Source organism: Pseudoalteromonas sp. MMG010, assembly GCF_018100905.1.
In the GTDB taxonomy this organism is placed as follows: Bacteria; Pseudomonadota; Gammaproteobacteria; order Enterobacterales; family Alteromonadaceae; genus Pseudoalteromonas.
Map to the genome: position 1 here is coordinate 92,922 of NZ_JAGJEG010000001.1, position 24,473 is coordinate 117,394.

23 protein-coding genes and 2 tRNA genes are annotated in these 24,473 nt (G+C 38.8%); 9 read left to right on the forward strand and 16 right to left on the reverse strand.

Annotation, left to right across the window (positions count from 1 at the left end; genetic code table 11):
* Positions 1 to 63: 63 nt before the first annotated feature.
* The 11 genes from infB to rlmE form a co-directional block, all read right to left on the reverse strand.
* The gene (gene infB, locus J8L70_RS00455) at positions 64 to 2,724 is read right to left on the reverse strand and encodes a translation initiation factor IF-2 (protein WP_211053510.1); all 2,661 of its coding nucleotides are present in this window, start codon (positions 2,722 to 2,724) and stop codon (positions 64 to 66) included.
* Positions 2,725 to 2,749: 25 nt separating this feature from the next.
* The gene (gene nusA, locus J8L70_RS00460) at positions 2,750 to 4,249 is read right to left on the reverse strand and encodes a transcription termination factor NusA (protein WP_211053511.1); all 1,500 of its coding nucleotides are present in this window, start codon (positions 4,247 to 4,249) and stop codon (positions 2,750 to 2,752) included.
* 37 nt (positions 4,250 to 4,286) lie between these two features.
* Positions 4,287 to 4,742: a ribosome maturation factor RimP gene (gene rimP, locus J8L70_RS00465; RefSeq protein ID WP_211053512.1), complete on the reverse strand. Its 456-nt coding sequence runs from the start codon at positions 4,740 to 4,742 to the stop codon at positions 4,287 to 4,289.
* A gap of 319 nt (positions 4,743 to 5,061) precedes the next feature.
* A tRNA-Met gene (locus tag J8L70_RS00470) sits at positions 5,062 to 5,138 on the reverse strand.
* A gap of 264 nt (positions 5,139 to 5,402) precedes the next feature.
* Positions 5,403 to 5,487, reverse strand: a tRNA-Leu gene (locus tag J8L70_RS00475).
* Between the two features lie 77 nt (positions 5,488 to 5,564).
* A complete protein-coding gene (secG, locus tag J8L70_RS00480) occupies positions 5,565 to 5,918 on the reverse strand; it encodes a preprotein translocase subunit SecG (protein WP_211053513.1) in 354 nt (117 codons plus the stop codon).
* A gap of 1 nt (position 5,919) precedes the next feature.
* A complete protein-coding gene (gene tpiA / locus J8L70_RS00485; protein ID WP_211053514.1) occupies positions 5,920 to 6,669 on the reverse strand; it encodes a triose-phosphate isomerase in 750 nt (249 codons plus the stop codon).
* A gap of 80 nt (positions 6,670 to 6,749) precedes the next feature.
* On the reverse strand, positions 6,750 to 8,090 hold the full coding sequence (gene glmM / locus J8L70_RS00490) for a phosphoglucosamine mutase (RefSeq protein ID WP_211053515.1): 1,341 nt from the start codon (positions 8,088 to 8,090) through the stop codon (positions 6,750 to 6,752).
* Positions 8,091 to 8,092: 2 nt separating this feature from the next.
* On the reverse strand, positions 8,093 to 8,935 hold the full coding sequence (gene folP, locus J8L70_RS00495; RefSeq protein ID WP_211053516.1) for a dihydropteroate synthase: 843 nt from the start codon (positions 8,933 to 8,935) through the stop codon (positions 8,093 to 8,095).
* A gap of 75 nt (positions 8,936 to 9,010) precedes the next feature.
* The gene (ftsH, locus tag J8L70_RS00500) at positions 9,011 to 10,951 is read right to left on the reverse strand and encodes an ATP-dependent zinc metalloprotease FtsH (protein WP_211053517.1); all 1,941 of its coding nucleotides are present in this window, start codon (positions 10,949 to 10,951) and stop codon (positions 9,011 to 9,013) included.
* A gap of 67 nt (positions 10,952 to 11,018) precedes the next feature.
* Complete coding sequence (gene rlmE, locus J8L70_RS00505; protein WP_211053518.1) at positions 11,019 to 11,648, reverse strand: 23S rRNA (uridine(2552)-2'-O)-methyltransferase RlmE; 630 nt, start codon at positions 11,646 to 11,648, stop codon at positions 11,019 to 11,021.
* A gap of 88 nt (positions 11,649 to 11,736) precedes the next feature.
* Here rlmE and yhbY point away from each other — a divergent pair, with 88 nt between their 5' ends.
* Positions 11,737 to 12,033, forward strand: a complete 297-nt coding sequence (gene yhbY, locus J8L70_RS00510; RefSeq protein ID WP_211053519.1) for a ribosome assembly RNA-binding protein YhbY — start codon at positions 11,737 to 11,739, stop codon at positions 12,031 to 12,033.
* 57 nt (positions 12,034 to 12,090) lie between these two features.
* On the opposite strand, the gene J8L70_RS00515 is transcribed toward yhbY, so the two are convergent.
* Together J8L70_RS00515 and J8L70_RS00520 are read right to left on the reverse strand one after the other, a co-directional pair.
* Entirely contained in the window at positions 12,091 to 12,594 is a 504-nt protein-coding gene (locus J8L70_RS00515; RefSeq protein ID WP_247664637.1) for a phosphoglycerate mutase family protein, read from the reverse strand.
* Between the two features lie 6 nt (positions 12,595 to 12,600).
* A complete protein-coding gene (locus tag J8L70_RS00520; protein ID WP_211053521.1) occupies positions 12,601 to 13,749 on the reverse strand; it encodes a serine hydrolase domain-containing protein in 1,149 nt (382 codons plus the stop codon).
* Between the two features lie 117 nt (positions 13,750 to 13,866).
* Between J8L70_RS00520 and J8L70_RS00525 the strand changes: the two genes are divergently transcribed.
* The 6 genes from J8L70_RS00525 to J8L70_RS00550 all read left to right on the forward strand — a co-directional run bounded on the left by J8L70_RS00525 (position 13,867) and on the right by J8L70_RS00550 (position 19,550).
* Positions 13,867 to 14,676 carry a hypothetical protein gene (locus J8L70_RS00525; protein WP_211053522.1) on the forward strand — a complete coding sequence of 270 codons (810 nt, stop codon included), beginning with the start codon at positions 13,867 to 13,869 and terminating at the stop codon, positions 14,674 to 14,676.
* 108 nt (positions 14,677 to 14,784) lie between these two features.
* Complete coding sequence (locus tag J8L70_RS00530; protein ID WP_247664638.1) at positions 14,785 to 15,642, forward strand: MipA/OmpV family protein; 858 nt, start codon at positions 14,785 to 14,787, stop codon at positions 15,640 to 15,642.
* Positions 15,632 to 16,015 carry a DUF3019 domain-containing protein gene (locus J8L70_RS00535; protein ID WP_211053523.1) on the forward strand — a complete coding sequence of 128 codons (384 nt, stop codon included), beginning with the start codon at positions 15,632 to 15,634 and terminating at the stop codon, positions 16,013 to 16,015. Before J8L70_RS00530 ends, J8L70_RS00535 begins: the two co-directional genes overlap by 11 nt.
* Before the next feature lie 21 nt (positions 16,016 to 16,036).
* Positions 16,037 to 16,741 carry a response regulator transcription factor gene (locus J8L70_RS00540; RefSeq protein ID WP_211053524.1) on the forward strand — a complete coding sequence of 235 codons (705 nt, stop codon included), beginning with the start codon at positions 16,037 to 16,039 and terminating at the stop codon, positions 16,739 to 16,741.
* A gap of 19 nt (positions 16,742 to 16,760) precedes the next feature.
* Complete coding sequence (locus tag J8L70_RS00545) at positions 16,761 to 18,050, forward strand: HAMP domain-containing sensor histidine kinase (protein WP_211053525.1); 1,290 nt, start codon at positions 16,761 to 16,763, stop codon at positions 18,048 to 18,050.
* A gap of 147 nt (positions 18,051 to 18,197) precedes the next feature.
* Entirely contained in the window at positions 18,198 to 19,550 is a 1,353-nt protein-coding gene (locus tag J8L70_RS00550) for a sodium-dependent transporter (RefSeq protein ID WP_211053526.1), read from the forward strand.
* Between the two features lie 35 nt (positions 19,551 to 19,585).
* Here the strand turns inward: J8L70_RS00550 and J8L70_RS00555 are convergent, their stop codons facing one another.
* Both J8L70_RS00555 and J8L70_RS00560 read right to left on the reverse strand, forming a co-directional pair.
* Complete coding sequence (locus tag J8L70_RS00555; protein ID WP_211053985.1) at positions 19,586 to 20,032, reverse strand: GNAT family N-acetyltransferase; 447 nt, start codon at positions 20,030 to 20,032, stop codon at positions 19,586 to 19,588.
* 64 nt (positions 20,033 to 20,096) lie between these two features.
* The gene (locus J8L70_RS00560; RefSeq protein ID WP_211053527.1) at positions 20,097 to 20,840 is read right to left on the reverse strand and encodes a sporulation protein; all 744 of its coding nucleotides are present in this window, start codon (positions 20,838 to 20,840) and stop codon (positions 20,097 to 20,099) included.
* 260 nt (positions 20,841 to 21,100) lie between these two features.
* Here J8L70_RS00560 and J8L70_RS00565 point away from each other — a divergent pair, with 260 nt between their 5' ends.
* A complete protein-coding gene (locus tag J8L70_RS00565; protein ID WP_211053528.1) occupies positions 21,101 to 22,669 on the forward strand; it encodes a cation:proton antiporter family protein in 1,569 nt (522 codons plus the stop codon).
* A 282-nt stretch (positions 22,670 to 22,951) separates the two neighbouring features.
* On the forward strand, positions 22,952 to 23,167 hold the full coding sequence (locus J8L70_RS00570; protein ID WP_211053529.1) for a DUF3820 family protein: 216 nt from the start codon (positions 22,952 to 22,954) through the stop codon (positions 23,165 to 23,167).
* Positions 23,168 to 23,351: 184 nt separating this feature from the next.
* On the opposite strand, the gene J8L70_RS00575 is transcribed toward J8L70_RS00570, so the two are convergent.
* Positions 23,352 to 24,398 carry a GGDEF domain-containing protein gene (locus tag J8L70_RS00575; protein WP_211053530.1) on the reverse strand — a complete coding sequence of 349 codons (1,047 nt, stop codon included), beginning with the start codon at positions 24,396 to 24,398 and terminating at the stop codon, positions 23,352 to 23,354.
* Positions 24,399 to 24,473 lie beyond the last annotated feature (75 nt).

Consider the following 24,473-nt stretch of genomic DNA (forward strand, 5'->3'; position numbering starts at 1 on the left):
AATTAAGTAATGAATACACAAATGGGGGCAAAGCCCCCATTTACAATCTTAGTTTACGAGTAATTAAAGTGAACGTTGCACTTCAACTGTTTCGAATACTTCGATTTGGTCACCAACTTTAACATCGTTGTAGTTCTTAACGCCGATACCACATTCCATGCCGTTACGCACTTCTTGTACATCATCTTTAAAGCGACGTAATGACTCAAGTTCGCCTTCGTAAATAACCACGTTTTCACGTAGTACACGAATAGGTGCACTGCGTTTTACAATGCCTTCAGTTACCATACAACCAGCGATAGCGCCGATTTTAGGTGACTTAAACACATCACGTACTTCAGCAAGACCAATGATCTCTTGCTTGAACTCTGGCGCTAACATACCTGACATTGCTTGCTTAACTTCTTCAATCAAGCTGTAGATAACGCTGTAGTAACGTAAATCAAGGTTTTCAGTATCAATCACTTTACGCGCCGATGCATCAGCACGTACGTTAAAGCCAACCACAATCGCGTTTGAAGCAGCAGCAAGTGTTGCATCAGTTTCGGTAATACCACCAACACCAGAACCCACAATCTTCACTTTTACTTCATCAGTAGAAAGTTTCGTTAGTGAATCTGAAATTGCTTCGATAGAACCTTGAACGTCGGCTTTAAGTACTACGTTAACTTCAGAAACATCACCTTCAGCCATGTTAGTAAACATGTTTTCAAGTTTTGCTTTTTGTTGACGAGCTAATTTAACATCACGGAATTTACCTTGACGATAAAGAGCTACTTCACGCGCTTTACGCTCATCTTTTACAACAGTCGCTTCATCACCAGCAGCCGGAATACCTGAAAGACCTAAGATTTCAACTGGAATAGAAGGACCTGCTGACTTAATATCTTTACCATTTTCGTCTTTCATTGCACGAACACGGCCGTATTCAAGACCACATAGTACGATATCACCTTGATTTAGCGTACCTGACTGAACAAGCACTGATGCTACTGGACCACGGCCTTTATCAAGGCGTGATTCAATTACAACACCTGCAGCCATACCTTCACTAGGCGCTGTAAGTTCTAATAACTCAGATTGCATTAGAACAGCTTCTAGTAAGTCATCAATACCTAAACCTGTTTTAGCTGAGATGTGTACATATTGTGTATCACCACCCCAATCTTCTGGAATAACATCAAGCTGAGCTAATTCATTTTTAACACGATCGGGGTCTGCACCCTCTTTATCCATCTTGTTTACAGCAATAATTAAAGGAACGCCAGCTGCACGAGCATGCTGTACGGCTTCTTTAGTTTGTGGCATTACACCATCATCTGCTGCAACCACAAGGATTACGATATCAGTCGCTTTAGCACCACGAGCACGCATTGATGTAAACGCGGCGTGACCTGGTGTATCTAAGAACGTGATCATGTTGCCATTGGTTTCAACATGGTATGCACCAATGTGCTGAGTAATACCACCGGCTTCACCCGATGCTACTTTCGCTGAACGAATGTAATCAAGTGTTGATGTTTTACCATGGTCAACGTGACCCATTACAGTTACTACTGGCGCACGCGGCTCAGACTTACCATCTTCATGACGGTCATTTAGTACTGTTTGCTCTAATTCATTTTCTTTAACGATGATTACTTTATGGCCCATTTCTTCAGCAACAAGTTGTGCTGTTTCTTGGTCAATAACTTGGTTAATAGTAACCATGTCGCCCATTTTCATCATTGTTTTAACAACTTCAGCGCCTTTAACAGCCATGCGTGATGCAAGCTCTGCTACTGTAATTGTTTCACTAATACGCACTTCATTTTTAACATCAGCTGTTGGTTTTTGGAAACCATGCTGAAGTGATGTAGGTGCTTTTAGTTTGCCTTTATTACGGCCTTTACCTGCAGCAAATTTATCTTTTGCTGGGGCTTTTTTCTTTTTCTTCGCACGGCGTGTACCTTGCTCATCACGAGCATCAGCAACATCTTCTGCTTCACGTGCGTAAGTTGAAGTCGTAAGGTGGTGATCCGCAGTTTCTTCGCGTTTCTTACGTTCTTCTTCTTCTTTCTTCCAGCGTGCAGAGTTTTCTTCTGCTAGCTTTCTTGCCTCTTCTGCTTGACGTTTCGCTTCTTCTTCAGCTTTCTTCAATGCGGCCTCTTCTGCTTCTTTTTGCAGACGCTCAGCTTCGATGCGATCTTTCTCAGACTTAGCACTTTGCTCTGGGGTCATCTGCTGTTGTTTCGCCTTACGCTCTGCATCAGCTTTGCGCTTGGCTTCTTCTTTCGCTTTACGGTCAGCGTCTTCTTTTGCTTTACGTTCAGCGTCTTGCTTTGCTTTTAATTCGGCGGCTTCTTGTGCAGCTTTTTCTTGCTCGGCAACACGTGCAGCTTCTTCTGCGGCTAAACGTTGTTGCTCTTGCTCCTGCTCAATGGCGCTTTTCTTCACGTAAGTACGTGTTTTACGCACTTCTACTTGCACAGCTTTAGCTTTACCCGTAGAGCCTGTCACACTCAAAGTGCTTTTACTCTTACGTTGTAAAGTCATGCGTGCTGGCCCATCTGAACCAGTACCACCATGTGATTTACTTAAATGATCAAGTAACTTTGCTTTTTCAGCTTCTGTTACATTATCGCCAGCTTTTTTTGCAATGCCTGCTTGATCAAACTGCTGTAGTAACTTATCAACAGTTGTACCTATATCGCCGGCTAGTTTTTCAACATTTACTTCTGCCATAGTGTGTAATACCTCCGTTAATAAATTACTCGTCTGCAAACCAACAAATGTTACGTGCAGCCATAATTAGTTCACCAGCTGTTTCAGGTGATACTTCTGTGATATCAACTAATTCGTCGATACCTTGCTCTGCCAAGTCTTCAAGTGTTACTACACCTTTACTTGCCATAACAAATGCTAAATGACGCTCTAAACCTTCAAGTGCAAGTAAATCTGCAGCCGGTTCAGCACCTTCTAGGCTCTCTTCTGTTTTAAGTGCTTTCGTTGTTAACGCATCTTTCGCGCGTGAACGCAATACATCAACAGTTTCTTCATCTAAACCATCAATTTCTAAAAACTCTGAAGCTGGAACATACGCAACTTCTTCAAGTGTAGAGAAACCTTCATTAATCAGTAGTGAAGCAAACTCATCATCAATGTCTAAGTTTTCAGTGAATAAGTTAAGTAACTTATCTGATTCAGCTTCATTTTTCGTGCGCATGTCTTCTACAGTCATTACGTTTAGTTCCCAGCCAGTCAACTGACTTGCTAAACGAACGTTTTGACCGTTACGACCAATAGCTTGTGCTAGGTTATCAGCTTCTACTGCGATATCCATTGAATGAGTATCTTCATCCATTACTATTGAAGCCACTTCTGCAGGTGCCATTGCATTAATAACAAACTGTGCAGGGTTATCATCATAAAGTACAATGTCAACACGCTCACCACCAAGTTCTGATGATACAGCTTGCACACGTGCACCACGCATCCCCACACACGCACCAACAGGATCAATGCGCTTGTCGTTAGATTTAACAGCAATTTTAGCACGTGAACCCGGATCGCGAGCTGCTGCACGTAGTTCAATCATCTCTTCGCCAATTTCTGGCACTTCAATGCGAAACAGTTCCATTAGCATTTCAGGCTTAGAACGTGTTACAAATAATTGTGCACCACGCGCTTCAGGCTTAACTTCGTAAAGTAAACCACGAATACGATCGCCTGGGCGGAAGTTTTCACGTGGTAGCATATCATCACGGTATATAACGGCTTCTGCGTTATTACCTAAATCAAGCACAATTGCATCACGTGTTGCTTTTTTAACAACACCCGTTACTAATTCGCCTTGTTGATCTTTATATGCTTCAACCACTAATGCTCGCTCAGCTTCACGTACTTTTTGTACGATAACTTGCTTTGCCATTTGCGTAGTAATACGGTCAAATTTAATTGAATCAATTTGTTCTTCAACAAAATCACCTAACTGCAACTCTGGCTCTTCAACCTGAGCAGCTTCTAAAGTAATTTCACTGTAAGGATTCTCTAATGAACCATCTTCTTGCACTTCTGCAATTTGCCAACGGCGGAATGTATCGTAATCACCTGTTTTACGGTCGATAGATACACGTACTTCTATTTCGCCATCATGCTTTTTCTTTGTTGCTGTTGCTAATGCAAACTCTAACGCTTCAAAAATCTTTTCTTTTGGAACCGCTTTCTCATTAGAAACCGCTTCAGCAACTAATAATATCTCTTTTGCCATAGGTAATGCCTCGCTGCCCTATTCCTTCGCACTCAAATTAAAACTTTGCAATTATGTTCGCACGTTCGACATTGCTGAGCATGATTAAATGCTCTTCGCCATCGCTTTTCAATGTGATCATATCGCTGCTAACTGCTATTAAATCGCCTTTAAAATTTCGACGACCGTCTTGTGGAAGCTTGGTACGAACACGTACTTCCTCTCCTTGCGCCTTCTCGTAATGATCTTGTTTGAATAATGGGCGATCAACACCAGGAGACGACACTTCCAAATCATATTCATTTGTAATTGGGTCTTCGACATCTAAAATTGCGCTGATTTGTCGACTTGAATCGACACAATTATCAACACTGATCCCATTCTCATGGTCTATATAGACCCTTAGTGTAGAATGACGACCGGCTTGCACAAATTCAAGACCATGCAGTTCAAAGCCTAACATTTCTACTGCTGGCGTTAACATGGTAACTAAATCTTGTTCAAGTTTTGTCACAAAAATCCTCCATACAAACAAAAAAAGGGCTTAAAGCCCTAAAATACTGAGTTTAAAATTTAATTTACTGAACAAACAGTAAATTAAGGTGCAGATGCAACAACGCCCCGAACCAAGCGGGGCGTCACATAAAACTGGAATGTGTGGCCATAGGCCAAGCTTGGTTGCGAGTCATGATCTGACCAAATTAAACGGTAAAGCTTAAACGCAAAACGCGCATTACTATGAATGCGCGGCATATATTAGTAAGTAATACTTACTACTATGTTTGGCTTAAACATTAACTATAGCCAGTTAATGTTTCCAATTAACGTGTAATTGGTTGCGGGAGCCGGATTTGAACCGACGACCTTCGGGTTATGAGCCCGACGAGCTACCAGACTGCTCCATCCCGCGCCAAAAGTATCAAACTAAATCTGATACCATCGTTAGCAATATAAACATGCTAAACAATGGCCGTCATTATAAGGTTCTAGATGGCAATAAGCAACCTTATTCATCAATAATGATTGAATTAATAGATAAATATTATAAGCCAAAGAGGACTTAAACAAACCACACAAAGGCTATGGTTCAATGCAATTAATTGAGTCCCGTTTGTTTAGCTTATTTTTAAAAACGAAAAAGCCAGTAACAAAACTGTTACTGGCTTTAATTGTATGGTGCGGTTGGGGGGACTTGAACCCCCACGCCCTAAAGCACTACCCCCTCAAGGTAGCGTGTCTACCAATTCCACCACAACCGCATTTTAAAAGCTTTCGCTTGTTGTTAAGTTTTGCATTTACTTGAGGAAGTAAACCACTTAACTATTTTCCTAAATATTTAGTTAGGAACGTCTGAATTATTTTGTTTAGCTGGTACAACCGGAACATCATCAGCAGCTGGAGCAACAGTTTCTACTGCTGGAGCTGCTTCTAAATTTTCCCACTCGTCAGTCTTTTTAATTTGACCCGCAGTAAGGTTACCTAACACGATACTTAGCACAAAAAAGATAGTGGCTAGTATTGTCGTTGTTTTTGTCATGAAGTTACCAGCACCTGATGAACCAAACACTGTACCTGAAGCGCCTGCACCAAATGATGAACCCATGTCTGCCCCTTTACCTTGTTGGATTAAAACCATACCAACTAAAGCTAAAGCGACTACTAAATAAATTACTAATAAAATTTCGTACATCTTATACAGTTCCTTTTGCACTATTACAAATGGCAATAAATGAGTCAGCTTTTAAGCTAGCACCACCGATTAATCCACCATCTATATCTGCTTGTGCAAATAATGATTCGCTATTTTTTTCATTAACGCTACCACCGTATAAGATGGTAAGCCCTTGTGCTAAATTGCTATCTAATGCAGCAATTTTATCACGGATAAATTTATGCACATTTTGTGCTTGCTCTGGCGAGGCAGTTTTACCTGTGCCTATAGCCCAAACGGGCTCGTATGCTATCACAGAATCTTTCAGTGCGGCTACACCTAATTTTTCGATAACAGCATCAATTTGTGCTGCGACCACCTGCTCTGTGAGTGCATTTTCTCGCTCAGATTCACTTTCGCCAACACATAAAATAGGCGTCAGTCCTACATTTTGTGCTCTGGCAAATTTATTCGCTACCGTTGTACTATTTTCTTTATAGATACTACGTCGCTCTGAATGACCTACTAAGGTATATTGAGCGCCTAAATCTTTAATCAATTGTGCATCTACTTCACCAGTATAAGCGCCAGGCTCATTTTCACAAATAGTTTGTGAGCCACTGATGACACCTGCTTTTAACATAGCAGGTATTAGTGGAAATGGAGGAAATAAAACAATATCCAGTTCAGCTGACTTTGTTTCATTTATTGCATCTGACAATTGTTCAACTAAAGCCAAAGAGCCGTTCATTTTCCAATTACCAGCAACCATAGGTTTACGCTTAGTCATTCTTCCACTCCTTATAGAAAGCGGGCGAGATATTAACTCGCCTTGTAACAAGATACAAGAGGTTATTGTTATCAATCAGTTTATTTGCTCACAGATTCAACAATATCAGCAATTTTTCGTGCACTATCTAACACGACTTTCTCTTGCTCAGCTTCAACCATCACTCGTACAACAGGTTCAGTCCCTGATTTACGAAGTAAAACACGCCCTTTATTGCCTAACGTTTTTTCAACTTCACCTACGGCAGCTAATACTTCAGGTGCTGTCGTTGGATCAGTGCCAGCGGTATAACGTACATTAATCATTTTCATAGGGTATTTAGTAAAGCCAGTACCTAAATCCTGCAGGGTTTTATTTTGTGCAACCATTGCCGCTAACACTTGTAAGCTTGAAATAATACCATCACCCGTTGATATTAAATCCAGGTTCAATACATGCCCTGAACTTTCACCGCCAATTTTCCAGCCTTTTTGCTGTAATATTTCCATGACATAACGGTCACCCACTTTACTACGGGCAAAATCAATCCCTTTTGCTTTGAGTGCATTTTCTAAGCCCATGTTAGACATTACAGTCCCGACCACACCACCGCCTAGCATATCATCTTGGGCAGCTTGACAAGCTATAATATAAACTAAGTCATCACCATCAAAAACTCGGCCGTTATGGTCGACCATCATTACACGGTCGCCATCACCATCATAAGCGATACCCACATCGGCATTATGTTCAAGGACTTTACGCTTTAACGTATCTACATATGTTGCGCCACATTCATGATTAATATTTACACCATTTGGCTCACATGCGTGCGGAATAACCTCAGCGCCCAACTCACGCATTACCGAAGGCGCAATATGGTAAGTCGCGCCATTTGCGCAATCAACAACAATTTTTAACCCTTCTAACGAAAAGCCTTGTGGAAACTGGCTTTTACAAAATTCAATATAACGCCCATCTGCACTGGGAAGCCTGCGGGCTTTGCCTAATTTATCAGACGCTACACAGGTCATAGGTTCATCCAGTAACGCCTCTATTTCTAATTCAACGCTATCGTCTAGTTTAAGACCCTGGCCGTTAAAGAATTTAATGCCATTATCATAATACGGGTTATGAGATGCGCTAATCACAATACCCGCTTCAGCTCTAAATGTTTGTGTTAAATAAGCCACTGCAGGCGTTGGCATCGGCCCAAGTAAAACAACATCAATACCGGCGGCAATTAACCCTGACTCCAAAGCGGTTTCCAGCATATAACCTGAAATACGTGTGTCTTTACCGATGATTACTTTTTTCGTGCCGTTTTGTGATAACACACGCCCTGCTGCCCAGCCTAGCTTCATTGCAAATTCGGGGGTTATTGGGTTCGTGCCGACTAAACCACGAACACCATCAGTGCCAAAATATTTTCTTGTTTTCATAATTACATTCCTTTTATACATGCTTGATATACATCAAGCACATCTGCTGTGTCTTTTACATCATGCACACGAATAATCTGTGCATTATTTTGTGCTGCAATTAGTGCACCCGCTAAGCTGCCTGCTAAACGCTCATCTATTGTTCTATCTAATAGCTCACCGATCATTGATTTTCTTGATAGCCCAGCTAATAACGGCAGGTTAAATACGTTAAATTCATTAAACTTAGCAAGTATCTCATAATTATGCTCAAGTTGTTTACCAAAACCAAAGCCAGGGTCGAGTATAAGTCGCTCTCGCTTAATCCCCGCTTGCTCACAGGCTTTAATTCTTTCATTAAAAAAATGATTAATCTGATCAATAACATTATCGTAACTAGGTGCAACTTGCATTGTTCTTGGCTGCCCTTGCATATGCATTAAACACACTGCGACCTCTGGATACTTTGCCAATACACTTAATGCATCGGGTTCTTGCAATGCCCTTACATCATTAACAATATCAGCACCGGCTTCAATTGCTTGTTCCATAACTTGCGCTTTACTGGTATCAATCGAGATCACACAATCACTTTGCGCTCTTATTGCCTTGATGACAGGTATCACTCTATTTAATTCATCTTCAAGGGTAACATTAGGTGCACCGGGTCTTGTTGACTCGCCCCCAATATCAATTATCGTAGCGCCCTCTGTTAATAGTGTTAACGCTTGCTTTAGTGCTATATCAATGGCACAAAATCGCCCTCCATCTGAAAAAGAATCAGGTGTGACATTTAAAATCCCCATAATTATTGGTTTTTCTAAATTAATTGAGCGATTGCGAGGAAGCTTAAGCGTTCTTATCATTGCTATTTACTCATTTTAACAAACATACAAAAAAGCCCCGAATATCGGGGCTTTTGGTTATATCTATTTTAACGATTATTCAGCTTTATCATCAAGGTTTGTTTCATCTTTTTTAGATGAATCAGGTGTTGCTGATTTTTCTGCTGGCTCTGTTGGCTGAACCGCTTCTTGAACTGGGGCATCGTCTTTGCGATCGTGTGCATCACGAGGCTCACGTACCGGTTGGCGGGCCATTAAGTCATCAATTTGTTTCGCATCTATTGTTTCATACTTCATCAATGCGTCTTTCATTGCATGTAAGATATCTATATTTTCTTTTAAGATATCTTCGGCACGCTGATAATTTCTATCAGAAAATAAACGAACTTCAGTATCAATAACTTTCGCTGTTTCATCAGACATGCTCATAGCACGGCCACCGCCGCCACCCATGTACATTTCGCCTTGTTCTTCAGCATAAAGTAACGGACCTAATTTCTCACTTAAACCCCATTGAGTAACCATTTTACGAGCAATGTCTGTCGCACGTTCAATATCATTACTGGCGCCTGTCGTAACTTTATCTTCACCATAAATAAGCGCTTCTGCGATTCGGCCACCATATAAGCTAGAGATCATAGACTCTAATAACTCTTTTGAGTGGCTCACTCTATCTTGCTCTGGCAGATACATTGTCACACCCAAAGCGCGTCCACGAGGAATGATTGACACCTTGTAAACAGGATCATGCTCAGGAACCATTCGCCCAACAATAGCATGGCCTGCTTCATGGTAAGCCGTCATTTCTTTTTCTTGCTCACTCATCACCATGGTTTTGCGCTCTGCTCCCATCATGATTTTATCTTTTGCAGCGTCAAATTCTGCCATGCTAACGACACGTTTATTGCTACGTGCGGCATATAATGCAGCTTCATTAACTAAGTTAGCTAAATCTGCACCAGAGAAACCAGGTGTACCTCGCGCTATTACAGCGGCTTCAACATTGTCACCAAGTGGTACTTTTCGCATGTGTACTTTTAGAATTTGTTCACGACCACGAATATCAGGTAAACCAACAACCACTTGACGGTCAAAACGACCAGGACGAAGTAATGCAGGGTCTAATACATCTGGACGGTTAGTCGCGGCTATAACAATAATACCTTCGTTGCCTTCAAAACCATCCATTTCTACTAGCATCTGATTGAGTGTTTGTTCTCGCTCATCATGCCCGCCGCCCATACCAGCACCACGTTTACGCCCTACGGCATCAATTTCATCTATAAAGATGATACAAGGTGCTGCTTTTTTGGCTTGTTCGAACATATCACGAACACGTGATGCACCCACACCGACAAACATTTCAACAAAGTCTGAACCTGAAATTGTAAAAAATGGGACTTTAGCTTCACCAGCCACTGCTTTTGCCAGTAATGTTTTACCAGTACCCGGTGGACCAACCATGAGTACGCCTTTAGGAATACTGCCACCTAGTTTTTGGAACTTAGAAGGATCTCTTAAGAAATCAACAAGCTCGGTAACATCATCTTTTGCTTCATCACAACCGGCAACATCTGCAAACGTTGTTTTGATTTGCTCTTCGCTCATCAAGCGGGCTTTGCTTTTACCAAACGACATGGCCCCTTTTCCGCCGCCGCCTTGCATTTGGCGCATGAAGAATATCCATACTCCAATCAGTAACAACATTGGGAACCAAGAAATAAAGATACTTGCTAAGAATGATTGTTCTTCAGGTTGAACCCCTTTAACAATTACATTATTTTTAAGTAAGTCATTAATTAAGTCTTCGTCGTACAGTGGCATAATCGTTTTAAACTGCTCACCACTGCTTTTAGTACCGACAATAGTGCCAGTCCCACGATCGATTTCTACTTCTTGTAAAGAGCCATTACGTACATCTTTTACAAATTGAGAGTAACTTGTTTGACGATCAACTTGATCGCCGCCATTAAAGCTCTGAAAGACTGACATCAGCACAACTGCAATGACCAGCCATAGTATTAAATTTTTCGCCATATCGCTCAAGGGGTTAACCTCTTGTATCCAATTAATTTTAAATTCAACTAAACGCCTAGCAACTGTACTACAGTTTGTACCCAGTCGCTACTATATATACTTCCCGAGAACGGGCACGTGAGGCATCAGGTTTGCGTATTTTCACTACATTAAAGCTATTACGTACATCTTGCAGATATTGATCAAAGCCTTCGCCTTGGAAAACCTTTACAATAAATGCACCATTTTTTTTCAGAACTTGATTACACATATCAAGTGCTAACTCAACCAAATACATGCTTCCTGCCTGATCCACTGAGCTATTTCCACTCATATTCGGTGCCATATCAGAGAGTACCACATCCACATTTTTACCATCAATACGTTTTAATAACGCATTTAATACCGCTTCTTCACGAAAGTCACCTTGTAAAAAGTCAACGCCCGCCAACGAATCCATAGGTAGAATATCACATGCAACCACTTGTCCTTTGTCACCGACTTTTTCGGCTAGATACTGCGACCAACTTCCAGGCGCAGCGCCTAAATCAACAACCGTCATTGCTGGTCGCAGCAATTTATCTTTGTTTTGAATTTCGTCTAACTTAAAAACGGCACGTGAGCGCCAGCCTTTTTTTTGCGCTTCATGAACATAAGGATCATCAAAATGTTCTTTCAACCAGCGCTTAGAACTGGCCGAATGTTTCTTATTTGCCATAAATTAACACGTAACTAATTAGTAATATTGATTAGATGGCGGTAGAATACCCTTAATTCAAGCCATATTCAGTAAAATTTGTATAAACATGACATTATCTAACAAACAAAAGCAGTTTTTAAAAGGCCAAGCACATAGCCTTAAACCCGTAGTATTACTAGGTTCTAACGGTTTAACCGAAGGCGTAGTTGTCGAAATTCAAAGTGCATTAGAAATTCACGAATTAATCAAAGTTAAAGTCCCAACCGATGACCGTGAAACTAAAAAGCTTATTTTTGATGCAATTGTTCGCGAAACAGGTGCGGTTAAACTTCAAACAATTGGTCACACAATTGTACTTTACCGCCAAAGTGAAGAAAGAAAAATACAATTACCGCGTGGTTAATTCACCCGGTAAATAAAAAACCAGCTTCGGCTGGTTTTTTTATTTTATTAATAAGCTTTAAAAGTTCATCTTCTGTTTTTTTACACTATATTGGCTTTTATGTTCATAAGCCTTCAACTGTAAAATATAATATTCATTAAAATTATCTTCTGCCATTTTCTCTATTTCTTCGTTAGACAGAAGCTGTGCAAGTTGTGGCGTTGTATTACTATGACCAATCACAACAACGGTATTGTTTTGTTGTATTATTCTTTGTTTAAGTTTATCTAAGGCGCGTGCGTTATATATTTGAACGGGAATATTGAAAAAATCGGATAGAGGAGCCGCCGTTTCTCTTGTTCGTTTATAATCAGTGCTAAATAAGCTCACCGTGTCGTCTGCGCTAATTAAATCAATTAACCTATTTGCTCTTTGTTGCCCTTGTAGTGATAAACTAGGATTTTGACCTAGCTGTTTCTCACTGTGTCGAAATAAGTAAATCGTTTTAGGCGAAGCCATTGCATACTGCATCGTAACAATTAATAATAAAATGATTGCCATCAACCAATAAGTTATTTTCATCCCCATTTAATTGCCTCTCTTATATGCTAAAACCTTATCGACAAACTCAGTAGTGAGCTCATTAATTAAGCCCGTTTCAGCATTCAAAATAAGGCTAAAACCAATATTTAAATGCGGAAAGATCACTAAATCACTACGATAGCCTTGCACCCAGCCACTATGATAAAAAATCGTTTCATCGTCATAATCATATATACGCCACCCTAAACCATAATAAGCATCTTTTAGTTTTTTTCGCCAAACCCTGCGGTACTTTTCTTTTTTAGTATGCGTATATGTTCGAGTTTGTGCTGACAATGTATCAAGCGATAATACGTCAGGATATTGACCTAACTGTGCTTTAAGCCAAATTGCCATATCAGATGCACTCGCATTAACACCGGCTGCGGGTGGGACTTTGTAATAGTTATTTTTTAGCTTAGCTGTATACCAGCGGGTTTTACCACGCACATGAGGGTGTGCATAATTATCATCTTGAGTCATATTGTCATAACCCACACTGGCATTATTCATTTGTAATGGCTTAAAAATGGACTCGTTAAGCCAATACGCATAATCTTCGCCGGTCGTACTTTTTATTACATCACCAATAACACTAAACATCACATTTTGATAACCATAGCATTGGCTTGGTCTACATATAGGCTCTACATTTAGTAATTGCTTTACTATTTTTGGATAAGCGGTACGGGATTCTATTAAATTATCATAAGCATTAGGGACTAAACCACTTGAGTGGCTCAGTAAGTGATAAATTTTTAGCTCATTTTTATAGCGACTCAAACCAAAATCAGTAATGTATTCACTCACAGGATCATCTATTGCAAATACCCCTTGTGTAGCCAATTTAGCAGCAAGTGTGCCTGCAAATGTTTTAGATACAGATGCTAGGCGAAAACGCGTATGTTGATTTACCACTAAGCCATGTTTACTTTTAGTGCGGCCAAATGCCTTTATATAATCTGCTGATTCGGTATTTACAATGGATAAAGCTGCCCCTGGAATGCCTTTACTCGTTAATTTTTTTTCGACGTAACGCCCATAATCTTTCACAAACGGCTCCCACTGTGGATCGACGTTTTTCGCTTTTACAGTGTAAGACGTAAAAAGGGATAAAATAAACAGTGAGGGGAGTAAAAAAATAAGATACGGCATTGTTTTATAAATATTATCTTTTAAAACGATTGATAATGAACATAATATCATGAACTTTTGATTGGACTATCGTACAATAAGCATAATATTGATTTTTTTATTAGGTTTTGGATATTTATGCGTTTATTTGCAATTTTACTTTTTATTTTATTATCGGTCGGGTGTACATTAACAAAACAACCTGCAGCACCTTTACCTATACCGTTAAAGCCAACGTTAAAAAGTGAGACTTATCAATTAACTTACCAAACAGAGCTTTCTCTTCCTAAAGTTAAATCGGTACAATTACCTGCGCATGATGTTTCTAGAAATCAGACTGTTTTTATCGCAACCGATAAAGCAAGCGTCACTGATAAACTATTAGAGCAAATCAGTGACAGTCTCACTGAAAAACACTTAATTGTGAGTGAAAAGAAAAATAGCGATTATATTTTAACAATTCACCAGCTCGACTTAAACTTTATTGACGATACTAACTATGTATTGGTAAAGCCAAAAACGCCATACCCTTTATTTGATACTGTTGCCAAGCAATATCCTACTCAGCAATGTGCAACCTTATTTGCTAAGGTAAGTATGCGCTTAACACATACAGCGTCAGGAGATGTCGTATGGTTTGCGCAATCATCAATCGATAGTGCTAGTTTTCACCAAGAACCAATTGTATTTAAGTTTTCTCAAGAACAACGCATCACGAATGAGTTAGAAGTCGTTACCTTTATCCACCAACAAAACACCGAAGAAGCTCGCCTTGCCAGAGCGGAGTTAACAGAGCAAGTAAAAGTACCTGAATATAAAACCTTATCAAAACTGTCTAATCTTACGAAAGTGCAAGGTCCATGTAATCGTACCGAAATAAGCGCTTTAACACCGATGATGCAGTATTATCTTAGTAGTATTTTAATTGATAAAATTAAAGTGCAATAATAACAATGTACTGCGGTGTAATCGTATTCATTACACTTTTTTACAGATACTTTAAATAAAATCACAATATACTACAGCATATAAATTCGAAAAATCGGAATATTGCTTATGATGCGCTGCGCTCTTGTAAAGAAAATAGCACCATACATTCTATTTTTAACCGCTGTTTACACGTCGCAATCATTAGCGAGCAACCGCTACTATGCTGATAACACGCTCGAGCCCACTCATGGTTTTGCCTGGGACTGGAGTGTTGGAGCGAGTTACTATGTAGAAGATACCTATTTAATTGGTATGTCTTCGTATGATGATGGGGTCGAGTTAGATTTAAATTTAGCCGTTTCGTATAATAAGTTTTACCTAGATATCGATCATCATCAACTCAGTGGCGGGCTAATTATAGGTTATAGCTTAATCGATAAGTATGACTGGGGGCTCGACATTTTAGCCACTAATGTGCAGGCTGGGCTCGATGAAAAAGGATTAAAACGCTACAATGGCAACAAAATAGAAGCACTGGTTAATATACAGCCACGTAATTACGATTTTGATGCGGGATTACGCCTATCTCGACGCTTCGACAACTCACAGATCTCATTTGAATACCTATATGATATTTCAGGTTCACATAATGGATGGGTATTTAACTCATTTGTTAGTCAAATTATACCTTGGCGTAATTGGGAATTGCGAACAGGTATAGGCATCAGCGCCTACTCAGAGAAGTTTACCAACTACTATTTTGGTATTAACGCACAGGAAGCGACTTTAAAGCGAGCAGAATATTCAACCGATACAAGTAGTAGCGTTAAATTTGAAATCCACGGTGAATACCCATTAAATCGTAATTGGGTCTTTTTAACTGGTTGGCTATCAACCTGGTTTTCTAAAGAAATTGAAAATAGCCCTATTATCAAACAAGGATATCAACATAAAGTAAAAGTAGGCGTACGTTATGTATTTTAAGTGGCATTGCTTACTGCTATTGTTTTTTCCTCTTTGGGCTCAGGCAGAGTCCGAAATACTCACTTCTTTGATAGCAAAGCCAGATACATGTGTTGCGCTACGTGAAGGAAGAAATTGTTATACTGATGTTATTCTTACCTGGCAACAACCAAAAATTGGCAATTACTGCCTACGTAACGCCACGACCAAATATATTATGCAATGTTGGTTAAAGCAACGCACAGGGAGTTTTAACTATTCGTTTGACTCAGCAACAAGTATCACGTTTGAAATATACGATAGTAATACTTCTAAAGTACTCTCAAGTGCCGAGGTAAAGCTGCAATGGGTATATCAAAATCGACAAATAAAACGCCGCTGGCGACTGTTTTAATCTAACGAAATCAGAGGATATATGGATAATTACGGCCGTATTTTATTAGTAGAAGATGATCATTCTCTTGCACAATGGGTAGGCGAATATTTAACCGAGCAAGGTTATGCCATTGATATATGCCACCGTGGTGATGAAGTGGTAGAGCAAGTGAAAAAATTAAACCCTCACATTATTTTACTCGACATTATGCTACCCGGTGAAGACGGAATAAGTGTGTGTCGTAAGCTAAGAACTTTTTATAAAGCTCCCATTATCATGCTAACAGCGCGTGATGAAGAAATGGATGAAGTTATTGGCTTAGAGGTCGGTGCCAGCGACTATATAATGAAACCTATTCGCCCTAGAGCTTTACTGGCCAGAATAAAAGCCGCACTTCGTCAACCTATAGAGTCACACACTCAACTTAGCACAGAAAAAATCATTCAAATTGGTAAGTTAGAAATCAATACTGACTCGCGTAATATATTAATCGATGGCGAAAATATAAATATATCAACGGCTGAATATTTATTGTTGCATTATTTAGCTGCAAACGCTGGGCATGTTGTTTCTCGTGATGCTGTTTTTAAAGCGACTAAAGGCAGGGAGTACGACGGTTTAGATAGAAGTGTTGATGTGTTAATTTCAGCTTTACGAAAAAAAATTCATGATGATCCCCAGCACCCAGAAAAAATTAAAACTATCTGGGGACGCGGTTATTTATTTGTACCAAGTGCATGGTAATACATAGAGCATAAAATAAATGAAGAAATTCTATCTCTCTTTTATCAGCTGCGCCTTACTCTCTATAGTCATGCTTGGTTGGTTAATTGATACATTTAGCCAACACACTCATCAAACTAAAGATGAGTTTAGTGTGCAAAGTAAATTAATCGCCGGGTTCTCTAAGCAATTAGCTAACGTCCCTACTTCGCAAAGAGAACACTTTGTAACTCAATTAGCGAATGACTTTAAGTTACAGCTAGATTATAAAGCGAATTCAACCTTAGCCCTTCCTCCTTCACTTTTGTTACAAATGCATTCGGCCGATGGACTTATTTTACAAGATAAAAAAGGGTTTTATATGCTCTACAGTGATGAGCTATTACACCCTTATCACTTAAATATGCGTTTAGATAAAGTACGAGAAACACAACAACGTAATGATGTACTACTCACCTTAATATTTTACAGTGGTTTGTGCTTATTAATGGGTTTTATTGTATACCCGTTATCAAGGCGATTAACTGTTTTAAATAATACCGCTAAAGCATTTGCTACTGGTAATACGCAAGCACGTATCAAAGTGTCGCATTTTACATATATTAAAGACGTTGAATTAACATTTAATAAAATGGCAAGTCAAATTGAAAAACTCGTCGCCGAAAATAAATTGATTGCCTCCAGTTTATCCCACGATATTCGAACTCCTATTGCTTGTTTACGATTCGGCGTTGATGCTGCATTAGCGACACAAGACGTTAAAAAAATTAAACAATATTTATTTCGTATGGAAACCGATCTAGACCAAATGGAGTCTATGTTAAAAAGTTATTTAGCCTTTGCCACCCTTGAGCAAAACGCGAATAAACTGACATATTCAACCACCAATATTAATGATTATATTGAACAAATAGTTCAACAGTTATCACCTAAAGTAAATGCAGAAGATTTAAAAATAACAGTATCTGCGTGCGATGCTGACATAGAGGCCGATTTACATTGGTTAGCAAGGGCCATTACCAACTTAATATCAAATGCATGTGATTTTGCTCGTACACAGATTCATATTAATATCAAAATAAATGATTATTTTTTAGTAATCAGTGTCGAAGACGACGGTCCTGGTGTTGATAAAGAAAACTTTAAAAATGTCTTTAGTCCTTTTTTTAAAGAACAAACTCATCGAAATAGATCAAATCAAAGTTATGGCTTAGGATTGGCTATCGTTAACAAAGTAGCTGATTGGCATCAAGGTAAAGTCTGCGTAGAACAAAGTAAACGATTAAAAGGCGCATGCTTTAAATTATATATTGCATTAAATAAAACGTAATAGTGCCTTGTTTTAGCCTTTCACATTTAAATTTGTGCTGATGTTAACATTAATCGACTTATTTATTGATTCTGTTGTAATAAGCGCTTTTTATTTCGCGTTATTTCCAGTAAATTATCAGCGCATAAACACTACAAGAGAATAAATATGAGTGCAGTAAGAGGCGAGTTTAGCTCACGCTTTGGTTTTATTATGGCAGCGGCTGGCTCTGCCGTCGGATTAGGCAATATATGGGGCTTCCCCACCCAAACAGCCAGTAATGGAGGCGCTGCATTTTTAATTGCCTACCTTGTACTTGCATTCTTTTTAGCTTACCCAGCATTAATGGCCGAATTAATAATAGGTCGTCATGGTCAAGCGAATGCGGTTACCTCATTAAAGAAAATATCGGCACATAAATGGCAAAAGCATTTTGCTTTTATGGTTGGTTTCGGCGGTATTTTATGCGCGGGCTTTATTTTGAGTTTTTATGCTATTGTTGCAGGTTGGATGCTCAGCGCGACTTTAGAACCCATTGCCTCTGTTGTCGGTTTAAATCAAACAGCCACCTGGCTTGGTGAACAGTCGTTAATACGCAATGTATTATTTACTCTTATTTTTATAGCTTTGACTATTTTAATCATTAGCCGTGGTGTTGAAAATGGCATCGAAAAATGGTCAAAACGCCTAATGCCTGCACTTTTGCTAATTTTATTTGCATTAATTGCTTACGTTATGACTCAAGATGGCGCTATTGAAGGCTTACAAGCTTACTTAATACCCGACTTTTCATCAATTTTAGATGCTAATTTGTTAGTGAGTGCTTTAGGGCAAGCATTTTTCTCATTATCATTAGGTACCAGCGTGATGATCATTTATGGCTCTTATATCAGTAAAAAAGAAAATCTCGTATCACTGGGCGCTTATGTCACGCTGATCGATGTATTTATCGCTTTTGTTGCGGGTTTATTAATTATACCAGCAATGTATGTAGCGCAAGCTCAGGGCGTAGAAATATTTTCTGCAACAGGTGAGCTACTCTCAGAAGACACATTAGTTTTTCAAGTGCTCCCAGCTCTATTTGACGGCATGGGTAACGCAGGGCTTTACATCGGCTTTGCCTTTTTTGCACTTATGAGTATTGCCGCTCTTACATCGTCTATTTCAATGCTTGAAGCGCCTGTTTCATACACTGTTGAGCGTTTTTCTGTAAAGCGCCTTCATGCCACCTGGCTCATTGGGGCGCTCATTGCCCTTGTCAGTGTTGTCATTGTGTGTAATTTGGGCTCACTATTTGGTTTAGTGATCACGATTACCACAAAAATAGCACAACCATTACTTGGATTAATGTGTTGTTTATTTGTAGGCTGGATTTGGTACAGAAGTTCGTTATTAAAAGCGATTCAACAAGGTAACCCTAGCGTGCATAATACTTTGTTTTGGAAGATATGGCCTTGGTATACAAAGTTTGTATGCCCATGCGCCATTGGCTTGGTATTTTTACACTCGCTATTAAGCTAATGAATCAATGAAATAAAAACCCGTTATTCGGGTTTTTATTTCATGTTTAAAATCATATCTTGGTGAGGTATTCCATCTTCTAAGTAGTCATTCCCCGTCACCGTGAAACCAAATGATTTATAAAAATCAATTAAATAGGTTTGAGCGCCAATATAAATGTCTTTATCCGGCCATTGTTTTTGACAACATTCAATCGCCTGTAATACCAGCTTTCTGGCTAATCCTTTATTTCTAAATGGCTCGCAAACCAGTACACGCCCAATTGCACTATAACTCACATTCTTATCATAGCAGCGCGCATAAGCCCCTATCTTACCTTCTTCTAACCAGTAAATATGTTGGGTATTAATATCAATATCTTGATCGTCTAATTCTGGATAAGCGCAATTTTGTTCAACTACAAATACATCAACTCGGCTACGTATAATATTAAACAATGTATGGTTGGTTAATTGGTTAAAATTTTGACTGTGAAATGCCATCATTATTGTCTCGTCATTAAAAAACCCAGCTTTCGCTGGGCTATCTCTTTAAAATAGCAGTCGCTTAAGCGAATAACCGCTCTAGCTGATCACACAGTTGCGATAAATTAACGTGATCATGCTCAATGGTTAAATCGACATATCCATCACTTCTAAATGCTCTATCAAGTTCAATTAAAACGTGAGTTTTATGTGCTTCGGGAACAAATGACAACTCAATTTCTTGAATACCAAATAAACTACGGCTATTGGGTCTATATTCTAACTCTTGATAACACCCCGATACCGATTGGAAAGTACTTGCTTTTAGATAGCCTTTCTCAACATCGGCTTTGACTAAACTAAATCCGAGTTTCTCCATTGCTTGCATACAGGTATTAACCGCATCGTTCGGATAAATATGTAAATGGTCTTTATCGGTAGGATCAAGAGCTAAATCAATATCTAGGCCTGTTTCAAGCCAAACATGTGATTGGTTGTAACCGGCATTAATTTCAGTGATTGGGGTTTCTGAATGAAGTCTAGCTTCAAAAGGAATTGTTTTAACATCACCAGGCTCAATAGACCCAATATCAGTAATACGCCATTGATCTATTACTTGATTTGTAAAATAATCACCATCCTCTGATTGTACTTTAACCCGAGTCATTAGAAGTAAATCTAAACCCGCAATTTCTTGTGCCACATCGCCTGCACTAATTACTATTTGGGCATTAAATAACTGCCCTGGTTGCAAATGCTCTGTTTCTAAAATGGTATCTACTTTTGCTGCACCGATACCAACTGATGCAAGAAGTTTTTTAAACATTTATTTCCCCTTAAGCAGGTTTTTCTACCTTTTAACCCACCTAAAATACGTCGTTATGGCATCTTAACCACATTTAAATGCTAATGTCAGTGAAAAAATTGTATTTATCACCCTTTTTATAGCGAACACATCTTTACTGCTGATTATTTAACCACTCAACACAACAATTTAATCTAAATCATCATCGCCGTATTTATATATTTTCAAACACCGTTGTTTTTCGCTACACTGAGCACCACCAACACGCAAATATATCTATTATGGAACTTATTTATTTTGCTAGCGCATTTATATGTGGCTTTGCAGTTTACCAACTCAGACTACCTCCTTTAATCGGGTTTCTATTAGCGGGCTTTGCATTAAATTTAGCGGGTTACGATAGCACCGAACTATTAGATAAAATCGCTGCCCTAGGGGTTACATTATTATTATTTAGTATTGGTTTAAAACTCAAAGTTGCTAATTTAATTAAACCGCAAGTATGGGCCCCTGCCACCCTACATATTGTATTTAGTAGTGCATTATTTAGTGGCTTTATGCTGCTACTAGGTATGTTTGCGCTCCCTTTATTTGTTGATTTAAGTTGGCAAAGTGCATTATTAGTTGGGTTTGCACTTAGCTTCTCCAGTACAGTTTTTGCTGTAAAAGTACTTGAAGAGCGCGGTGAAATGGCAAGTTTACACGGTAAGGTGGCTATCGGCATTTTGGTCATGCAAGATATTTTTGCCGTAATATTCTTAGCTATCAGCACAGGTAAAGTACCCAATATATGGGCGCTTGTTTTATTAATCGCCCTTCCACTACTTCGCCCTGTTTTATATTGGGTACTAAATCGCTCAAAGCATGGTGAACTATTACCTTTATTTGGTTTTTTCTTTGCCTTGGTAGCCGGTTATCATGCGTTTGAATTTGCCGGTTTAAAAGGTGATTTAGGTGCGCTGATTATAGGTATGATATTTGCGCCTCATAAAAAAGCAGGTGAGTTATCAAAGTCTTTGCTTAACGTAAAAGATATTCTATTAGTGGGTTTCTTTTTAAGCATTGGCTTAAATGCCGAATTAACAACACACTCTTTGTTAGTCGCACTGATATTAATTTTAATATTACCCATTAAGGTATTATTTTATTATCTATTTACCAATATGTTCAAATTAAGAGCTCGTACTTCATTACTCACTTCCTTTAGTCTATCAAACTACAGTGAATTTGGACTTATCGTTTGCGCCGTAGCAGCAACAAACGCTTTAATAACGTCTGAGTGGCTAGCCGTTATGGCCATTGCTGTGGCGATCACATTTATTATCGCCTCGCCAATTAATAAACGTTCAAATGAGATCTATGTAAAAATAGAACACTGGTTACTAAAATTTGAGAGTAAAACACGATTAGCTGAAGAACTACCTGTTAACCTCCATAACACAAAGATAGTTATTTTTGGCATGGGTCGAATAGGGACTGGTGCTTATGAAACGATTAATATTTCACACCCAGGTATTGTTGCCGGTATTGATATTAAGCCCGAAGTTGTCGATAAGCATATAAAACGAGGGCGCAAAGTCTTACTTGCAGATGCCACCGATCCTGATTTTTGGCAACGAGTAAATCACTCCAAAGTAGAAACCGTTATGTTAGCCATGCCAAAACATATGCAAAATATATTTGCATTAGAGCAGCTTCAAGCCTCTGGCTACACAGGACAAGTTACTGCAATTGCAAATTATCCCGATCAACAAAAAGAACTTGAAGCAATGGGAGTTCATTCTACCTATAACTTTTATTTAGAGGCCGGAAGTGGTTTTGCTGAGCATGTTAAGCAAAACTTAAATTAGCAGTACTTTTTGGCTAGTTATTTACTCTCATTTTTTGCTTTATTGCTATTATATTGCGTTTTTTCTGGCCGAACCAATAGCCAAATAATCATTAATTAGCGTAGTATTGGTGCGCTGTAGATAGCTGTTTTTTATATCTTTCATTCAATATTTATTGGGTGTTAAAAGTAGCCTGTTTGCAATCATAAATTTCTGAGGGCCTACTCCCTCTCTCAATAGGCTGTTTCTTGCCCGTCACAGCCTATTTTATTATCCCTTGTAACATTTGTAACAGACCTCTTTATGGATACCAACGCACTAAAATTAGCCATCAATACAAAAATGCCCTTTGGTAAGTATGCCGGTCGACCTTTATTACTTTTACCTGAGCCCTATCTCGTGTGGTTTAAACAACAAGGTTTTCCAAACACAGTACTCGGTGAGCAATTAGCTTTGATGTACGAAGTTAAATTAAATGGCCTTGAAAAAATGTTAATGCCACTACTTCAAGAGCAATAAAAAAGGAGGGTGATTTAACAAAAGCTGACACAGTACAAGCGACATAAAGTGATGTTAAATTTTATCGGTGTGTCACTAAGTAAACCAAGTCTCAACGAGAAGACTAAAATGAGGGGGAATTAATAAAGAGCTATTAGTGTTCGCTTGCAACACACCGTAAGCGCACAAAATACAACTAACATAATTAAATATCAGGCGCTATTTCAATACGATTACGTCCATGTGTTTTTGCTAAATATAAAGCTCTGTCGGCTCTTTCAATAAGTACATTACTATTTGAAAATGGACGCATTAAAGCAATACCAAAACTTGCTGAAATTGCTCGTTTAGAACTAGAATCAACCTTTTTACGCACAGATAGTTTAGCAATATCTAACCGGATACGCTCAGAAAATGCCATCACATCGTTAATTGCATCAAAATACCCGGTAATACAAAACTCTTCGCCACCATAGCGATAAACCTTGACCGTATCTGGTGTATTCTTTTTTACTCGTTTAGCAACAAGCTTTAATACTTCATCCCCTTTTTGATGGCCAAACTCATCATTAAAGCGTTTAAAGTGATCAATATCGAACATAATTAATACAGCTAAACGATTATCATTAGGCTGTGCCGATACTTCTGCACAAAACTTAGTGATATCAGCATCAAACTTTCTTCGGTTATAAAAGTCAGTAAGTTGATCAGTATCAGCAGCTTTTTGTGATAAATTAAGGGCTTCTTTCAATTCTTTTATTTCGTTATAAGCTAACGCTAATTTAGTTTGAAATTCACGAGCACAATCTTGCATTTCAATTGATTCATCAGTTAAGCGCTCTACGCACCCTAAAATTTCATCAAATGATTGCTCCGATGATAACTGAGTCAATTCGTTTTGAGAGTCAACTAAAGCGGTAGCAAAGCTTTTTGAACGATCTAAGGTGTAACTTATATCGTGTTGCATTTGATGTATTGTTGTTTCAAATTTTTCAGAAATTTTTTGAAAATACGCTAAGTCTTCAGTGCTTAAGTGGGTATCAAATAATACTTTGGCTTGCTCTTGAGAACAGGTGCTCTCTTTTTCGATAATCGCGTCTAGCTCAACGTTTAATTGTGGGTGATTTCCTACAACATAACTATACCAAAGAGCATAGTTTATCGGTGTAACAGGCATCTTGTTCTTTATTAATAAAGGAATCGCTTTTTTTAAGTATTGAGCAGAGTGTGCAAGCGTTACAGCATGATTCATAATATATACTTCAATGTTGTTTATTTTTATTATCAGTACACTATGCTAATTAACTGTAAACTAATACGCAATAGA

What these genes read in the sequence shown, in the direction of transcription:
- infB (WP_211053510.1), bottom strand. Translation starts at nt 2,724, where the DNA reads ATGGCAGAAGTAAATGTTGAAAAACTAGCCGGCGATATAGGTACAACT.
- nusA (WP_211053511.1), bottom strand. Translation starts at nt 4,249, where the DNA reads ATGGCAAAAGAGATATTATTAGTTGCTGAAGCGGTTTCTAATGAGAAA.
- secG (WP_211053513.1), bottom strand. Translation starts at nt 5,918, where the DNA reads ATGTACGAAATTTTATTAGTAATTTATTTAGTAGTCGCTTTAGCTTTA.
- tpiA (WP_211053514.1), bottom strand. Translation starts at nt 6,669, where the DNA reads ATGACTAAGCGTAAACCTATGGTTGCTGGTAATTGGAAAATGAACGGC.
- glmM (WP_211053515.1), bottom strand. Translation starts at nt 8,090, where the DNA reads ATGAAAACAAGAAAATATTTTGGCACTGATGGTGTTCGTGGTTTAGTC.
- folP (WP_211053516.1), bottom strand. Translation starts at nt 8,935, where the DNA reads ATGATAAGAACGCTTAAGCTTCCTCGCAATCGCTCAATTAATTTAGAA.
- ftsH (WP_211053517.1), bottom strand. Translation starts at nt 10,951, where the DNA reads ATGGCGAAAAATTTAATACTATGGCTGGTCATTGCAGTTGTGCTGATG.
- rlmE (WP_211053518.1), bottom strand. Translation starts at nt 11,648, where the DNA reads ATGGCAAATAAGAAACATTCGGCCAGTTCTAAGCGCTGGTTGAAAGAA.
- yhbY (WP_211053519.1), top strand. Translation starts at nt 11,737, where the DNA reads ATGACATTATCTAACAAACAAAAGCAGTTTTTAAAAGGCCAAGCACAT.
- J8L70_RS00515 (WP_247664637.1), bottom strand. Translation starts at nt 12,594, where the DNA reads ATGAAAATAACTTATTGGTTGATGGCAATCATTTTATTATTAATTGTT.
- J8L70_RS00520 (WP_211053521.1), bottom strand. Translation starts at nt 13,749, where the DNA reads ATGCCGTATCTTATTTTTTTACTCCCCTCACTGTTTATTTTATCCCTT.
- J8L70_RS00525 (WP_211053522.1), top strand. Translation starts at nt 13,867, where the DNA reads ATGCGTTTATTTGCAATTTTACTTTTTATTTTATTATCGGTCGGGTGT.
- J8L70_RS00530 (WP_247664638.1), top strand. Translation starts at nt 14,785, where the DNA reads ATGATGCGCTGCGCTCTTGTAAAGAAAATAGCACCATACATTCTATTT.
- J8L70_RS00535 (WP_211053523.1), top strand. Translation starts at nt 15,632, where the DNA reads ATGTATTTTAAGTGGCATTGCTTACTGCTATTGTTTTTTCCTCTTTGG.
- J8L70_RS00540 (WP_211053524.1), top strand. Translation starts at nt 16,037, where the DNA reads ATGGATAATTACGGCCGTATTTTATTAGTAGAAGATGATCATTCTCTT.
- J8L70_RS00545 (WP_211053525.1), top strand. Translation starts at nt 16,761, where the DNA reads ATGAAGAAATTCTATCTCTCTTTTATCAGCTGCGCCTTACTCTCTATA.
- J8L70_RS00550 (WP_211053526.1), top strand. Translation starts at nt 18,198, where the DNA reads ATGAGTGCAGTAAGAGGCGAGTTTAGCTCACGCTTTGGTTTTATTATG.
- J8L70_RS00555 (WP_211053985.1), bottom strand. Translation starts at nt 20,032, where the DNA reads ATGGCATTTCACAGTCAAAATTTTAACCAATTAACCAACCATACATTG.
- J8L70_RS00560 (WP_211053527.1), bottom strand. Translation starts at nt 20,840, where the DNA reads ATGTTTAAAAAACTTCTTGCATCAGTTGGTATCGGTGCAGCAAAAGTA.
- J8L70_RS00565 (WP_211053528.1), top strand. Translation starts at nt 21,101, where the DNA reads ATGGAACTTATTTATTTTGCTAGCGCATTTATATGTGGCTTTGCAGTT.
- J8L70_RS00570 (WP_211053529.1), top strand. Translation starts at nt 22,952, where the DNA reads ATGGATACCAACGCACTAAAATTAGCCATCAATACAAAAATGCCCTTT.
- J8L70_RS00575 (WP_211053530.1), bottom strand. Translation starts at nt 24,398, where the DNA reads ATGAATCATGCTGTAACGCTTGCACACTCTGCTCAATACTTAAAAAAA.